The organism is Flavobacterium flabelliforme, from assembly GCF_017948675.1.
Classification (GTDB): domain Bacteria; phylum Bacteroidota; class Bacteroidia; order Flavobacteriales; family Flavobacteriaceae; genus Flavobacterium; species Flavobacterium pygoscelis.
On the sequence record NZ_JAGFBU010000001.1, the window covers coordinates 329,346 to 346,647 of the forward strand.

Sequence of the window (17,302 nt, forward strand, 5' to 3'; positions counted from 1 at the left end):
AAAAGTAGCAATAAATGCTACTTTTAAGAGTTTAAAGATTTTACAATTAATTTTTTATTACTTTAAAAGTTTCTATTTTTCCGTCAATTTTTATTTGTAAGATGTAAACACCTTGAGCAACATTAGGAACTATTTCTACAACACTTTCTCCAACTTCTACTTGCATATTTTTAGTGAAAAGCAGTTGATTTGCCATAGAAAAAAGCTGAATAGAAATTTCTTGTTTTTTATCTGCATTTAACTTTATATTTAATTGCGATTCAAATGAATTTGGATACACACTAACTTGGGTAGAAACTGCTTCTAAAACAATAGGTGACAACACAGTACCAAGTACTTCGTTCCCTTTAAAAACAAATGATTTAGAAGTAGTTTTTTTATTGAATCCATCGCCAATAGAAAAAGATAACTTTTGAGGATTTTCTCCAAAAATTGTGATAAAACTAAGTTCTTTGCCATTCACTATTTGATTTTTGGCAATTCCTTTAAGCACTCCTCTATCATCATACACAAACAGTTCATTGTAGCCTTTTGGCAATAAAACAATAGCATTCATATTCTCAGAGTATTGTTTAAACTCCGTTCTAATACCCTCTTGTTCGTTGTCTAAAACCCCTTTGGATATTGTTCTTGCGTTATCTTGATAATAAGGGTATTTAAAAACCTGCTGTTTTGCTGACTTCATCATATATCCTTTTCCAGTTTCTAAGTACTTTAGTGTACCATGCCATCCGATAATTGGATCATATACCGCAAATAAATTTTGAGATTTTATTACATCACCATCAGTCGCTTCAAAATAAGCTAAAGCCTCATTAGTTGCTCTATTTGATGCTAGAGGATAAGGGAGCCAGTTCCAATTTTCTTTAATTGGAAAACTCCATTTAGATAAATCTACCCGTTTTCCTTTGATCTCTAGTATTTGCTCATTACTGGTATTAAACTTATACATTTTAGAAGCAAACAATCCTCCATTAGCACTTATGGATCCAGACCACTGGCTGTTTGAAGGTTTTGATAAGTCCTTAAAATAGGTTTCAAGTTGTGCCGGAGAATGGCTCAAAATGCGGTTGGAAGTTTCTAGGACTAGACCTTTAGTTAGTTTGTTTATATCTGAAAAGCTCTCATCATAAATATTTAAGGAGGTCCATGTCCAGCCTTTATTAAGTACAATTTGTTGTTCAATCAAACCTGTATTTGAAAATATACTTGATTTACTTAAAGTTCCAATTACATCATTATCTAAAAAAGTAATAGCCATTTTAGAATCTATAGTTGCTTCTAAGACCTTACCTTGTGAGGCATCCCATATTTTAAACCTCAACTCTTCACCAGAATTAGTATTGCTGTAAACTGTTAAAAAGACAAAATATTCTTTATACAACTCGTTATAAACAAGCTTAACTGTTCCTCTAACTTCATCCTTATGAAAAACTGCAATTTTATCATGAGAATCAGTTGATAATAGTTCATCAACTTTTATTTTACCAATGATATTCATACTATAGTCAAAAAGCTTAGGATCTACAGACCAATTTGGTTCTTGAGCTAATACTCTTAGTTTTAAGGGTAACTTTTGATCGTAAGCAAAATCTGTTTGCAAATATAAATTCTCTACATACTCCCCTACTGCGATTTCTTTATCAATAGTAGCCGTTACAATTATTTTACTATTAGGCTCAATAACACCCGATTTTTTAGTCAATGTTAACCAAGTTGGGATATTATTAATCGTAAAAGGATGTTTTTTTCCACCTTTATTAATCAATGTAATTTCAAAAACGCTCTCTTTGTTACTGTTCTTTTCAATGTCAACTATTTCATTAAATCCTTCAGCAAACCAACTTACTTCATTGCGATTAACATAAGCAGTCCAGGTAACTGGAGATTGTTGCATGTTATTTACACCATCAAACATTCTATGAACGGTAATATCTAATGTCTGCCCTTCTAATGATGCCCAATCGGTGACAATAGGAGCAATAATCATTTCACCGTCTTTGATTACATGAGTAGTCAAAAATTTAACTAACTGTCGTTCTGGCTTAATTGGTGGAACATCATTAGCATATTGCAGGTTTCCGCTACTTAAATTAGCATTACTTACCACTACAGTCTCATTAGCATCAGCATGATAATATCTTGGACCTTTTGCGATAGCTGGTTCAGGAACATTCATTCGGGCATACAATAGTAACCCAATACTTTCTACATCAACTTCATTGTAACTATCTCGTTCTATTTGTTCTAAATTACGTAAGGTATTCCATAAACGAAATTCATCTAATTTACCGGTAAAAATTCTATCAACTGTTTCTTTACCTGATAGGTCACGTGATCCTCTAGCACCCATCCAAATCTTATTACCAGAGAAACCTCCAATTTCACTCATTGGGTTAGAAGATACCAGTTGTGTATCGACATACGTTTTTAATGAACCAACTCTATTGAATAATAATGTTACATGATGCCACTGATTATCAGTAATGCTTTTTGTTGTTAGAACATATGTTTTGCCTTCACTTTGAAGAAGTAATGAACCCGAATTATTCATTTCAAGAGACCACTTATTAGTTAATCCATTACTTTGAACAACATCTGAACCATCTCCTTTTCCATTTGAGAATAAGGTTGCTTGTTGTGCAGTTCCTGTTTTAATCCAAAACTCCATCGTAGCATCCATTTCTTTAGTCAATTGAACAAAATTTACATTATCCATAACTAAATATTGTCCGCTATTAAAATCATAGGATGTTCCCTTAGGCTTAATGTCCCAGGATGCACTTATTGTAGCGTGTTTGAAACGAACTAAATCTTTAGCGATCAAACCTCGACCTTCATTCATTGGCCAATATCCGTTTAAATTGGCTTCATTACCTGAAAGTTTAGCATACATTTTTGCATAAGACTCATCTCTACTTATAGTTTTATTCCAAAAACGTAGATCATGTAAATTCCCTATAAAAGTATTTCCTCCAAGCACTAAAGGATTATTATTAGCAAACTGCATATTAGTATTTCCAGTACTACTACCAATTTCTGAATCATCTTCAAAGATTCTCAAATCACCGTTACTACTTTTATAAGTAAAAGAATAGTGATGAAATAAATTATCCTTTTTAATTTTTGCTAAAGTTGTGATTCCTCCTAATGTAAAAGAAAGACCATCTGTATCTTTGAGACCTATAGTTAACCCATCCTTTTGTGAAATAATAGAAGTTGCTGCAGTAGTTTTGGTTGCATTATTCATCCAAAACTCAAACGTTAAATCACCTGGAATAATTTTTGGATCATTAATTACTACCGTATTGGCATTCCCTTCAAAATATAAAGAAACATTATGATCAATAGGCAACTGATTTGTCTGACCTTTTATTTCAATAGTACTTACCGCTGAATTATAAGATATATTTTCGTTAAAGCTAATCTTTAAATCTTCACCTGTTCCTAATATCCCATTAATAGGTAGAGGAGTTCCGAAAAGCTGTGGAGAATGTAGATCTACTCTTCCTGTAATAATATCCGATATAAACTCGGTATCATTAGTACATGTACTTCTAGCTCTTATCTCATAATTTCCATCTATTAATCCTAAATTAGCAATATCAAAACTATAAACTAAATTAGTAGCTGCACCAATTTCAGTTATTTCAGTTTCATTATTTGCTATAGCTTCATCATAAAAAGTTTTGCTACCGTAATAGGTTTTCAATCGGACCCAATTAGGGCTTGAAGCTAAACGATATTCTAAATCAATTTTCTTGAAACTTTTAAATTTAGTACTATACCCCATCAAATTAATTGACAAAGGTTTTGTGGTTCCATCCGTGTTAAAAGCTTTTTCTTTATTAAGTACCCAATTATTTAATGGTGCACTTACTATTACACTTGAACAAGAGGGCATAAAATGTGCCGAAATAAGAACTTCGGAACTTACATCCTCACCATCGCATAATGATTGCAAACGAACTTTAATATCTTTATAATCATAAATATCTGAAATAGACTTTCCTAATGTCAATTTATAAACAACTGTTTTTCCGTAAGGTACACGTACGATAGTACCATTGGGTTCAATATTTGTAATTGCATTGTTAGGATTTGTCGTATTGTCTACAATTAATAAGAAATCTGTGTCCGAACCTGTTGCGCTGTTGTTTTCTAATTTTAATTCAAATTCTGCTTTTTTGGTTTCTGCAATGTTACTTACATTATTATCAACAACAGAAAGTATTGGAACTTCCACTTTTTGAGTAGCAAAACTTAATTCTTCTCGCATATCATCAGCAAGCTCACTAATTATAGTTGCAAAAGGATTATAAGTATTTTTGTTATAAAAATGAGAAAGTTCAGCTCCTTCATGCGGACAAGAAGTTTTACCACCTTGTGTAATAAAAACAGGTCCGTTACCGTCAAATAAGTTTACTACATCAACACTTAAATAATTAGATTTATCATTATCTTTTAAGGTATAACTTATTTGTGTAGTTGATGTACTTTCTTGATTATCAGTATTACTAATGTTTTGATTAGAACTACCTGACACGTTTTTTATAAAACCAAGATCATTTAGTGTCATTCCAAAATCTAATGAGAATTTTTCATCTAGACTTAGTGTAATATTTAATGAACTTCCTTTTACAATTCCTGATTCTATAGTTTTTGAAATTTCTCCAACACCTGCATCAAAAGAGATGTTTTCTGCAAAATTTTTATTTACTAAAGCCTTAAATTCAGCAAGATCATTTATTTTTCCTGCAGATGAACTAATATTATCAAGCAATCCTTTCTTGTAGGTATTACGATCATTTTTTGCGATATATTTACTTTTCTCATTATTCATAATAATGGTTCTCCATAAATTGATATCACTCTCGTATGAACTTTTCTTTTTTACTCCAGGATCCGTTTCTTTAATAACACCCTTGTTAATATTATCAATTATAGTTTGTATCTCAGGAATAATCGTGTTGAGAATATTTTTTTGTGAATACACAAAAAAGGTAGGTGAAGGTTCCTCTACAAAAGACATTGCTTTTTGTTTACTAATAAAAACACTTTCTCCTTTACTGTTTATTAATTTAGAGGAATCTGGGCTTATACTGGTTTTTGTCGCCTGTACATCAGCATAGGAACCATAGAAATAGTTTGAGGAATTCCCTATATAAAGATCACCATCAGAGCCATCAAAACTAGGATCATCACTTGTAGAAATGGTTTGATTAAAGGTATATGTTTTGGTTAAAGAACTACCGAATTCTGACGAAGTAGTTAATCCTATTGAACCACTTACGTCAAGAATTGTTTTTACTTCTGTAACTGGCCCAAGTAAACCACCACCAAAAGCAAATGTTGCTCCTAAAGAAGTTTTTATACCAGCACTTAATTCATTTGAAATCGAAATCATTTCATCTGTAGTCACAGAAAAACTTTCACCCTTGTTTATGGATGCAAAACTATTTGACCCAGGAGGATCTCTTAAAATGATATCAGGAACAGTAGGTCCTTTTGTTACAAATGTTTTACTACCATCGTCTTTTCCGCCTAAAATAATTCCTATTGGTTTAAAATTCTTTACGTTATAATCCTTTTCATTTAGTCTATACTTTAAAGTACTTGTAATTTCAAATGGAGGAGTTATTGAAGGTACTCCTGCTTTAAAAGTATAGGTAAGCTTATTGCCATCTACAGTTACATTTTCTGAATTTACTAAAGCAAGATTATTGTTTTTAATTAACTCACCATCAGTTACGGGAACTGAAACTTCAACAGCTGGTAAACTATTTTCTAATGGATCCTTATTGACATATCGTTCAAATCGATTCATTACAATTTTATAAGGATGAAATTGAGAATAAACAGGATTAGTAAAACCATCTGTTGAAATAGATTCTTCTTTCCCTAATTTCACTGTTAAATCCGAAGTTTGTTCAATCACCTCTAATTCTGGAATAGCTCTGTAAGTAAAACTTTTTTCGTAATGATAAGGTTTTCCTTTTATTGTTTTTTCTACACTCTCATCTTTATATACATATTCTGGAATTTTTGAATCTGGAATTTTTGAAAAATCGAACTCTTCCCTCGCTTTTAAAATCTTAATATCTTGAGAATTATTTACAATAAATAAATCTTCAGGCTCTACTTTATATTTCAAAGGCATCACAGATATTCTATACTCACCAGAGGCTACATTTGTTGTGAAACTATAGCTAGTTTCGGGTGTGGCAGATGCACCATTTGGCTCATATCCAAAATTAAATTTAGCTTTTCCAATATTGTTTTTAGCACTAATTTCAAGTGTTTTTGTAACTCCAAGATTTGTAACGGATTTTGTCACTAAACCAGATTCACCAAATCCAATAGGTTTGGCTGCCTCTACGGTTCCGCCTACTACTTTACCAACCGCCACAACCCTTGTAGTGTCAATAAAACAAACAGGTTCATTAAAGTCTTCGAAAAACTCCTTTAAGTCATTTGTATCTGCAGGGAAACGACCATTATAGGTAAATTGATGTCCCTCTTTTTTTACGGTAATATAATGTTTACCTATTGGTACACTAATATCAAATTCTCCTTTACTATCGGTTACAACAGGCAGATTATTTGCATCTAATACAATATTTCCGTCTATATATACATTAGCTCCTTCTGTAAAAATGTTAGCATAAACATCTAAAAAATCATCCGATTTATCTGTAGGAGTTCCAGCATCATTTTTCCAATATGTTCCTTTAGAAAATTTTTCACCATTAATTTCATAATAATTATACCCTTCATCTAATATATTGTTTCCTCCAGATATAAAATTACTATTGGAGCCTTTTCCATATAGGCTAACATAGGAAGGAAAAACATCACGCGTATCAAATTGTACCTTTCCTTTAAAACTAAAAGAGGATTGATCTATAAAATCAATTTTATTGACTACCTCTGATCCTTGTCCTAAGTATACTAATTGTTGAATAGGGTCAAATTTATGTTGTCCGTATAAAGGTGTAATGTTATAAGATTCCCCAGTACCTGAATATTGTATCGCTGTAATTTGATAATTTCCTTTACTATCTGTTACGCCCAAGATACCTAATTGAGAGGTAGAAGGATAATTTTCTGCAGCGGTCTCCCAAGTAACCCTATCTTCAGCGGGTTTTTTATCATCCCATAATTTACCATGATTTTTATTGTAAGTAAAACCATTCCTAGATAAATCATAAGCATAAGCACCCACTTTTTCATTAGCTCTTAGATATGAAACCATTTTAGAATCGTTTCCACTAATAAAACGGGAATAATCCGTTCGAATTGTAGCTGCCTCCAATGGCATTTTCCAAATTCTAACTTCATCAATATAAAAAGCATATCCTCCTCCTATTTTTATACTATCCCAAACTTTACCTTTAAAACTCGTTGTAGCAGTAGGAATAGTAACATCAAAATACGGAGCAACATAAGCACCATCAACTCCTCTTAGTTTACTATCCACCTCTGTTTTATAAGATTGATTAATTGGTCTACCATTTATATATAATAATGGAATTTTCCCTTCATTTAATACTATTGAAAAATGAACGAAAGAAGTATTGAAGTCAGCCATCTTAACCAGAACATCATTACCTCTTGAATTTATTTTTCCTGAAGGAAAATAATTCATCAAAGTATATTTATCTCCCCCAATAGTAACATCCATTGAATTACTTTGCACATTAAGCTTTACTGTAGCTTCAATAGTTTCGATCGGATTAGTACTTTGAATATTAAATAATTTAATAGCTGGTTCAGCATTACTTGTAAATGCTATTTTTGGTTTTATCCAAGCTTGAAAAGTAGCTGAATTTCCTATTGTTGTACTTAAATTCTCTAGACTAATAAAAGTTGTAGCTGGAATAAGCAGCGAACTACCTTCACTTAATGCGCTTCCGCTAGGAGTTGCAGTTACAATAGCATCTTTTACAGGATTTCCTCCTTTATAACTTATATTACCCGTTACAACTGCTGTAGGATTTCGATAACCTATGCCTGTAATAAAAGTGTTATACAAACTTGATATAGCACTCACACCTTCAGCTTGTACTTTATATTCGTATAAAACACCTCCTTCAACATATTTATCTTCATATGTGGTTTCAGTAGGAGAAAGGCCAACCACTAATGTAAAAGGTTTTTTATTGAGTTCTGTAAAGACTCTACGGTAAATCTTTATACTTTTTACTAAATTAATATTTGCTTTTAAATCCCAATTAATTACTACTTTATCACCAAAAAACCCTTTTGACACGTCAAAAGATTCTTCTGCGAAAGTGTTATATATATAAAGAACATCCCATGGGAAACGAACATCAGCAGGCTGAAGAAGTCGTATATCGCTTCCTTTTTTTACTCCCAAAAAAGGAACACCAACCTGTATCGTATATCTATCATTTTGAATAGCTTGTGAAACTGGGACTACTTTAGCCCCTTTATTATTCTGGGCCCACAGTCCTGTTACCAGAAAAAAGAGTCCGAGTGCTGTTAGTATTTTTTTCATAATTACAGCTTATAATTTAATAATATAATTTACACCGTAGTTTACTGGACGCGTTTCTGTAGTACCCGTATTAGCTGTATTTCCCGTAACATTATGGGAGTGATTACCTGCAGGCAACAGCGTACCTAGGTTTTTTACATCTACCTCACCCTTGGTAGAATCTATACCTGAAGCGGTAGTACTTTCATTCCCAGTAGTATTACGTGAAAGTCCAGTGAAAGAACCATTAGTGTGATTGTGTTCTCCGGTTGTTGATGTAGTCAAACTTACATTATGCAAATGGCTTTTTAAATCATCTTGTTGTACCGTTTTTAAAGCCGGTCCTGTTTGTCCTGAACCAGCAGTACCAGTACCTCTAAGGAACATACCTAGTAAATTGGGTGCGTTTGAATTTCCTAACATTGCGATTAAATCAGTAGCTGTGTTTGGCAAAGGTTTTCCATCACATAAAACCCATCCTTGCGGGGCTATAATTCCTATAAAAGGCATAATACTACCTGTAGGAACGCCATTATTTGCAGAAATAGCATAGGGAACGTGGCGTAGAGGCTCGTCAGAAATTAGCTCATCGCCTTTTTCAATTTTAAGAGAAACGACTTTATTTGCAAATAATGCATTATTTACAGCCGTAGGATCTACTACATCTGAAAAAACACCAAAAGCATCCGTTGTCAAATTTTTTGTTACAGAATAGATAACCTTTTGAATACTTGATGCGTCAAGGTAGTAGAAAGTAAATTTAAGATTTATTGGTTGACTTACGATAGCCGTGTTATTTTCACCACGAGCAATTCCTTGTATTGCAATTCCAGCTTGAGATACTGACGTTTGAGCGAAATTCGCTGTTATAGCACAAAACAAAAATAATGTTGATAATAGTAATTTTGATTTCATAATTTATATTTTTTAAAATTTAATTGTTTACCTGTTTTCGCATACTATATAGAATACCTGTAATACATTGGTAAAATTATTTTTAATAAATAATTTTACCTAAAAATAGAGGGGGACAAAAAAGGGACAAAAATAAAAATAACTAACTATAAACTAGTTAGTTATGATTATTAAAGAGTAATAAACAATAATAAAATACAAATAATACTCATTAAAAAAATCTCTAAAATTCTCTTACCCGTAAGAACACATTACAAATCATTACCAAAAACTCTTACTGAATAATTTAATTAAAGTAATATTTCAATTCATCTAATTCTAATGTAATCTTGAGCAGATACGGATTTATAAAAAAGATTTCTTTAAAAATTTTTATATCTAAAATCTTAAATCACCTTTTTAAACTTTCAAGAGTAACACAAATTTAAAATGACAAATATTTTTTTATAAATATTTCGAAAAACAAGTTACGAAATCGATTGAAATGGGTACTTTTGCACCAAATTTTAAAAAATACACTAACTTATTTTCATTAAATTTTCAACATGGCTACTACAACTTTATACGAAAAAGAAGTCTCTTTTCAAGCCGACAGGCGACGTGCAGGAGTAAAACTTATCAAAATCATTAGTGATTTATGGTACGATAAATCCATAGAAATGGTTTTATTCCGCAATCAATTAATAGATCGAAATGTAAGCGATATCATCAACCTACATGGTTATGCTGGTGAATTCGTTGGAAAACCAATTTCTATCTTCGATTCTGTTAAAATTGCAAAAGCTATTTTAGAATTGGATCTACCACCTGCTAAACTAGATATCGGAAAACTAGCCTATGAATTTGCTTTAGAAGAAGACAAATATCCTGATGCCAAATATTTTGTTATTGACAAATTAAAAAATGCAAAAAACTCTGAGGAAATTCATCCAAAAGATGTGGTTTTGTATGGTTTTGGTAGAATTGGTCGATTATTGGCTAGAGAATTAATGTCAAAAACAGGTAAAGGAAGCCAGTTAAGATTGAGAGCTATTGTAACACGTGATAAAAATGATGCTACAACACTTGAAAAAAGAGCTTCTTTATTAAGATATGATTCGATTCATGGTGATTTTGAAGGCTCAGTAACTGCTGACATAGAGAACAACGCTTTGATTATCAATGGAACAACTGTACATATTATTACAGCTAATTCTCCAGAAGAAATTGATTATACTCTTTATGGAATCGACAAAGCTTTAGTTATTGACAATACGGGTGCATTTACTACTCACGAAGCTTTAAGCAGACATTTGGTATCAAAAGGTGCTGATAAGGTATTACTAACCGCTCCTGGAAAAGGGGTTCCAAATATTGTTCATGGAGTTAATCAGAACGAATATAATCCTGACGAAATTGATATTTTTTCTGCAGCTTCTTGTACAACTAATGCAATCACTCCTATTTTAAAAGCAGTTGAAGATACATTAGGCGTAGTAAAAGGACATTTAGAAACTATTCATGCCTACACAAATGACCAAAATTTAGTAGACAACATGCATAAAAAGTACCGTCGCGGAAGAGCAGCGGCTTTGAACATGGTAATTACTGAAACAGGGGCTGGAAGTGCTGTTGCAAAAGCATTGCCATCTTTAGAAGGAAAACTAACCTCAAATGCAATTCGAGTTCCTGTTCCTAACGGTTCATTAGTAGTTTTGAATCTTGAAGTTTCAAAAGCAACTTCAGTTACTGAAATCAATGCGATAATGAAAAAATATGCTCTAGAAGGAGAACTTGTTGAGCAAATTAAATATTCAATGAATAATGAGTTGGTTTCTTCAGATATTGTTGGAACTTCTCAACCTGCCATTTATGACAGTAATGCTACTATAGTTTCAAAAGATGGTAACAATATTGTTTTATACATATGGTATGATAACGAATACGGTTACAGCCACCAAGTAATAAGATTAGCAAAATATATTGCTAAAGTAAGACGTTTTACTTACTACTAGCCAACTATATACAGGTTGTAGATACTGATTGTGATTTTTAGTCTTAATCCTCATACTCAATAAAAATAATAATACAATCTAAATTAAATATAAAATCCGTCTCGTTTTAATAACGGGACGGATTTTATATTTAATTTATTTATACATCAAAAATAAAAACCTCTCACGAACTAAAGTTAAATAGATGATCGTTTATAACTAGATAGAAAAACTATTCTTTTGCTTTGGTTAGATAATAAATTGGAATCCCAGCTAACATTATTAGCACACCCCAACCGCAAGTACTTGTTTTTACAACCAATAATGCAATACAAATTGCTGTAGAAACCACAATGTAAAATCCTGGTAAAAAAGGATAACCAAAAGCTCTATAAGGACGTTCTACATTTGGTAACTTCCTACGAAGGATGAATATTCCTAATATAGTTAGCATGTAGAAAATCAAAACTACGATAACCACAAAATCTAATAAATCTCCATATTTTCCAGTCAAACATAACACAGAAGCCCAAAGACATTGTACCCAAATCGACCAAGCTGGAACACTTGCTTTATTAAGTTGAGCGGCTTTTTTGAAAAACAGACCATCTTGAGCCATCGTATAATAGACCCTTGCTCCTGCCATGATCATTCCGTTATTACAAGCAAAAGTGGAAATCATAATCATTACCGCAATTAGAAATGTTCCTATCGGACCAAAGATATATTGCGACGCTACAACTGCAACTCTATCAGACTCGGCTGTTGCAATGCCTTGCATAGGCACAACTGCTAGATACATTAAATTTGCTAGCACGTAAATTACACAAACGATAACTGTCCCTAGGAATAAACTCAAACCTACATTCCGTTTAGGGTTTTTAATCTCGCCTGCAATAAAGGTAACTCCCTCCCAAGCTCCACTTGAGAATAGTGAACCGACTAATGCTGCAGATATAGCAGAAATCAATGCCATACCGCTTATTGGCAACCAGTTCCCAGTTTCTACATTGAACGATTGTGAAGCCCAAGCATTGGTCCAATTTGCATCCCATACCTCAGCCTTAGCTGCCATGAAACCAAAAATTATCAAACCCGCCAATGAAACAATCTTAATCAAAGTAAGAACTGTTTGTAATATTTTAGAGTTTTTTACACCGCGACTATTAATATAACTCAAAAAAATAATGGTAATTATAGAGAGAACTTGCGCAGCATTTAGCTTAAAACTTCCTATTTCGTATAAAATATTTTTATCACTTAAAGGCGCGTATAAATAAGCTGAAAATTTTGCAAAAGCAACGCCAACTGCGGCAATAGTACCTGTTTGAATTACAGCGAAGAAACTCCAACCGTATAAAAAACCAACTAACTTTCCGTATGCTTCCTTGATATAGACATATTGCCCTCCTGCCTTTGGAAACATAGCACTCAATTCTCCATAACTAACTGCTGCAATAACTGTAATCACACCAGTAAGAACCCACATAGCAATAAGCCAACCTGCAGATCCTAATTGGCGCACCATGTCTGAACTTACAATAAAGATTCCTGAACCAATCATGGATCCTACAACGAGCATTGTTCCGTCTAGTAATCCTAATTCTCTTTTAAAATCTTCGGGTTTATTTTCTTCCATATAATCGTTTTTGGTTTTGGTTTCGATAAAGATATATCTTTTTTTAAAAATGCAAATCATAAAATTAAATCACATGACATCAAGCAAAAAAAATGTAATAAAAAAAGACGCTATCTTTACCAATAGTGGAAGATAGCGTCTATTATTCTATATTAATCCAAAATGCAGACAGGATTATTTAAATTTATAAAAGAAATATTTAGAAATAAATCTTTTATTTTGCTTTAACCGGTGGCAAATCAAATGCTAAGGCATCATGTTCAAATGCATTGCGGTGCGAACCATCACAAAAAGGTTTGTTTTTAGATAAACCACAACGACAAAGTCCTAGAGCAGTTCTTCCCTCTAATCCGTATACATTACCATCAGCATCTATTATTTCAAAATCTCCTTCGATTTTTATAGATCCGTTACGATTAATTGTAAGTTTTGTTTTGCTCATACTATTTTATTTTTTTTAATGTCCAAAGATTGTAATTATAAGTTGATCAATCAAGACCGTTTAAGTTTTTTATAACCGCTTGCCACAATTTACAACGGTTCTATTTAATAAAAAAACCACCAAAATTAAATTTTGATGGTTTTAATCGAGAGTAGTTATTAAAAAGATAAATCATCATTTTAAAACTACCTCAACCTAATTACATTATTGTAATAAAGCGTCAAACTCAGCCTCAATTGTAGGACTAGAAGGACGTTGTGCATCGGCTTTAACTATTTTTCCATTGGGATCAATTAATATAAATCTAGGAATTCCTGTTATATTATAGTCTTTAACAAATTGAGAATTCCAGTCATTATCAGCAAAAACTTGTACGCCACCTAATTCTTTATCTTTAATTAATTTGCGCCATTTTTCTACATCCTTTAATTGATCAATTGATAAACTTACAAACACAATATTTTTTTGATGGTATTTTTCCTCTAATTTTTTTAAAAAGGGAATTTCAGCACGACATGGAGCACACCAAGTTGCCCAAACATCAATATATACATATTTACCTCTAAAATCCTCTAATTTAGTTTTCCCTCCTTTATAATTGTCATACTCAAAAGTTGGAGACACAGCGCCATCCATTTTTTTAGTTTTCATTGCTTCATCATAATATTTTGCCATACTCACCAATGACTTATCAATATTTTTCTTTTGCAATGTTACAAAATTGGCATCTAATTTTTTGTTGTCCAATACTAGTAAATCAACAATTTTTTTATCATTTATGCTTTTAGTAAAAATCTCTTCAGATGAAGCCAAAAGTGAATCGTAATCATATGCTGCATCTTTTATAGCGTTTTGCGCTAATATATTATTCTCTAAAGCTCCTTTACCACTATAAACAATAGATTCATCAAATTTCTTAGCATCCATTTTTAAACTTAGATCATATCCGTTCTTCAAAAATAATTGCGTGTATTCTTTACCATCAAACAACATATAAAACCCTTCCTCTACAGGAAATGAATCTTTAAAAAAACCATCTTTATTTACTGAAATCTTTTTTATTTCTTTTCCGTTGTTGCTGTCTAAGAAACTTATAGCATCGGTATTTCTGTTCGCAATTTCAGCTTTAAAAGACAAAGCAGTTTTAGATTGTCCTATCACATTTGCAGTAGTAATAAATGTTAATGCGATAAAAAGTAATTTTCTCATTGAGTTATAATTTTATTATTCGCTCCAAAAATAATTTATTAAAATTAAGTCATATTATTAATTAACATAAAATTAATGATAAGTATTCCTTATAACATCTTTTTTAATAAAATATATAAATAGAATTTATAAATTAATAGATATCCTTTATTTAAATACTAAAAAATGACATAAAATATCATCAGATATTATATTTGTTTTTAAAATTCTAAATATTATAAAATTGAAAATATCACATCAAATTGTGTAATGTTTTTTAAGTTTAAGTTCACCAACTTTGTAATCAAGCATATAAATAATTGTTGAAACATAAAAAATAAAATATCATGAGCGATAATGAAACTAAACACACTATTGAAGGCGTTGATAAATTGAAAGAACTAGTAGAAGCGATTCGTATTTGTCTTTTTTCAACTAAACTAAAAACTCAAGATGGTGCAACTACAAGACCAATGAGTGCTGTAAAAGTATGTGATCAAGGAAATATTTATTTTTTTAATCAAAAAGACAGTGATAAAAATAAAGAAATTGAGGAAGACCCAAAAGTTCAATTATTTTTTTCACATCCTGCGAAGGGAAGCTATTTAGTAGTTAATGGAACTGCATCAATTACTACAGATCGAAAAAAGATTGAAGAATTATGGAATCCTGCAGTAGAAATTTGGTTTGAAAAAGGAAAAGACGATCCCAACATATCTATTATAAAAGTTACTCCATCCAGCGCCTATTTTTGGGATACCGATGGCAATCAAATGATCAATATCTTAAAGATGGCAGCATCATTTGTTACAGGAACTAATTTAGTGAGTGGTTCTGAAGGGGAAATTGTAATTTAATAAAAAAAACGCTCTACAAGTAGAGCGTTTTTTTTTATTTCCAATAAGTCTATTGAAGAACTCGATTGATCTGAGTGAAATTTTTCTGATAATATTTTTCTTTAGTAGATGAAATGATAACTCCACTACTCACAGAGGAATGAATAAACTTAATTTCACCTTCATTAACTTCAACAACCATTCCTACATGGTTAATTTGACTTCTTCCATTTGTTTTAAAGAAAATTAAATCGCCTTTTTGTGCTTCTTCTGTATTAATTTTAGTTCCAATTCCAGATTGTTCTCGAGAAGTTCTTGGCAACTTGATATCAAAAGCTCCAAAAGTTGTACACATAAGTCCTGAGCAATCAAACCCAGATTTTGTTGTTCCTCCTGTGCGGTAACGTGAACCTATATTTTGTGAAGCACTTTCAATTAATTCATCCAAAAACTCATGATCAAATGTTGGTTTTATTGAATTATTAAAATCAATCTTAGTATTTTGTATAGTTGCATTAGCATCTGCTACTGCATTATTTTCTAAATATAGATTAGCAGCAGTTATACTCAATTTATGACCTACACGGAGTTTATTTTTTATCTCCGGATTCTGTCTTTCTAACTCCTTTACTGTTATTCCATATTCTTTTGCAATTGCAAATTTTGTTTCCTTTGGCATCACTTCTCTAATTATAGTATTCAAAGAATTATTTTCTTTAATAACATCTATAGAAGCTACCATATTAGTATCATTTTTTATCTCCTGATTACTTGTATCCATTGCTATTTGAGCAACTGCATTTCCAGGTATAAAAACTTTTTGCCCCACTTTAAGAGATTTAACTCCTAATCCTGGATTGACTTTGTCAAAATCCTTAATGGTGATTCCGTATTTTTTTGTAATGGAGTATTTAGTTTCTTTAGGTAAAACTTCCCAAATAAAAGTAGATGATGACACAACTGGAGTGGCTGCTATTTCTTGCTTTATTACAATATCTTTTGTTGATTCATATACAACATCAACAGGAATTGCGTTAGCTGGAATATTTATTTTTTGCCCAATTTTTAAATCTGAAGAAGCAAGAGTTGGATTAATTTGATTTAATTCTTTAATACTTATTCCATATTGCTTTGCTATACCATAAAGGGTTTCTTTAGCTTGAACTTGATGTTCTTTTCCAGTATAATTTTGAACAACTTGACTTGAAGTGGTAACTGTCTTAGTTGAAGAGGCAACAGGAATTAATAATATTGAATTTAGTTTTAGAAGATTTTTAGCTTTGGGATTTAATTTTAAAATCGCACTTTGTTTTACTTCATATTTCTCTGCAATGCTGGATATAGTTTCTCCTTTTACGATAGTGTGTTTTGTTATTTTTTCTTGTGAAAAAAGCACGATGCTATTTAAAAAAACTAGTATTACAATTACTCTTAAACTCATATTCATTTATTTCAAATTACTTATCCCTGGATATTTTTATGACGATTTCGGGATATAATTATTAAATTTCGCCATTATGAATTTCTAAAAAATTAGGAAATTCTCTACATAAAATTGCTTTATAACTTCATAGAAAATATCTATTGATTAATGTACAAACAGTAGAATTCTAATAAATGCTAATATAGAATTATTTATCAAAAAACACACTATTTTGTTTCAAAATTTTCAAACATTCTTATATAATAACGGTATTTTCAAGTTTTTCCGCTGTTTTTTGAATATTTCAATAGCCTTAAACTATAATATACTTAGATTTTTATTTTTTATTACTATAGTAGTAACCTTATTATAATAAATCGGTATTC

At 31.4% G+C, this 17,302-nt stretch carries 8 protein-coding genes; 2 read left to right on the top strand and 6 right to left on the bottom strand.

The features are described 5' to 3' along the window. Window positions 1–46 precede the first annotated feature (46 nt). Both J3S90_RS01430 and J3S90_RS01435 read right to left on the bottom strand, forming a co-directional pair. Window positions 47–8,521 (bottom strand): LamG-like jellyroll fold domain-containing protein, encoded by an 8,475-nt coding sequence (locus J3S90_RS01430; RefSeq protein ID WP_210644230.1) that lies wholly within the window; start codon window positions 8,519–8,521, stop codon window positions 47–49. 9 nt (window positions 8,522–8,530) lie between these two features. After that, window positions 8,531–9,415, bottom strand: a complete 885-nt coding sequence (locus J3S90_RS01435; RefSeq protein WP_210644232.1) for a tail fiber protein — start codon at window positions 9,413–9,415, stop codon at window positions 8,531–8,533. Between the two features lie 545 nt (window positions 9,416–9,960). Between J3S90_RS01435 and J3S90_RS01440 the strand changes: the two genes are divergently transcribed. Continuing rightward, window positions 9,961–11,409, top strand: coding sequence for a glyceraldehyde-3-phosphate dehydrogenase (locus tag J3S90_RS01440; RefSeq protein ID WP_188049629.1), 1,449 nt, complete (start codon window positions 9,961–9,963; stop codon window positions 11,407–11,409). Between the two features lie 211 nt (window positions 11,410–11,620). Here J3S90_RS01440 and J3S90_RS01445 read toward each other — a convergent pair whose 3' ends face one another. The 3 genes from J3S90_RS01445 to J3S90_RS01455 all read right to left on the bottom strand — a co-directional run bounded on the left by J3S90_RS01445 (window position 11,621) and on the right by J3S90_RS01455 (window position 14,678). Continuing rightward, window positions 11,621–13,027: an APC family permease gene (locus J3S90_RS01445; protein ID WP_210644234.1), complete on the bottom strand. Its 1,407-nt coding sequence runs from the start codon at window positions 13,025–13,027 to the stop codon at window positions 11,621–11,623. 214 nt (window positions 13,028–13,241) lie between these two features. After that, on the bottom strand, window positions 13,242–13,469 hold the full coding sequence (locus tag J3S90_RS01450) for a CDGSH iron-sulfur domain-containing protein (RefSeq protein ID WP_210644236.1): 228 nt from the start codon (window positions 13,467–13,469) through the stop codon (window positions 13,242–13,244). Between the two features lie 204 nt (window positions 13,470–13,673). After that, window positions 13,674–14,678 (bottom strand): TlpA family protein disulfide reductase, encoded by a 1,005-nt coding sequence (locus J3S90_RS01455; protein WP_210644238.1) that lies wholly within the window; start codon window positions 14,676–14,678, stop codon window positions 13,674–13,676. 326 nt (window positions 14,679–15,004) lie between these two features. On the opposite strand from J3S90_RS01455, the gene J3S90_RS01460 reads away from it, so the two are divergent. Next, complete coding sequence (locus J3S90_RS01460) at window positions 15,005–15,514, top strand: pyridoxamine 5'-phosphate oxidase family protein (RefSeq protein WP_188049625.1); 510 nt, start codon at window positions 15,005–15,007, stop codon at window positions 15,512–15,514. 49 nt (window positions 15,515–15,563) lie between these two features. Here the strand turns inward: J3S90_RS01460 and J3S90_RS01465 are convergent, their stop codons facing one another. Next, window positions 15,564–16,934: a C40 family peptidase gene (locus tag J3S90_RS01465; protein ID WP_210644241.1), complete on the bottom strand. Its 1,371-nt coding sequence runs from the start codon at window positions 16,932–16,934 to the stop codon at window positions 15,564–15,566. Window positions 16,935–17,302: the final 368 nt, after the last annotated feature.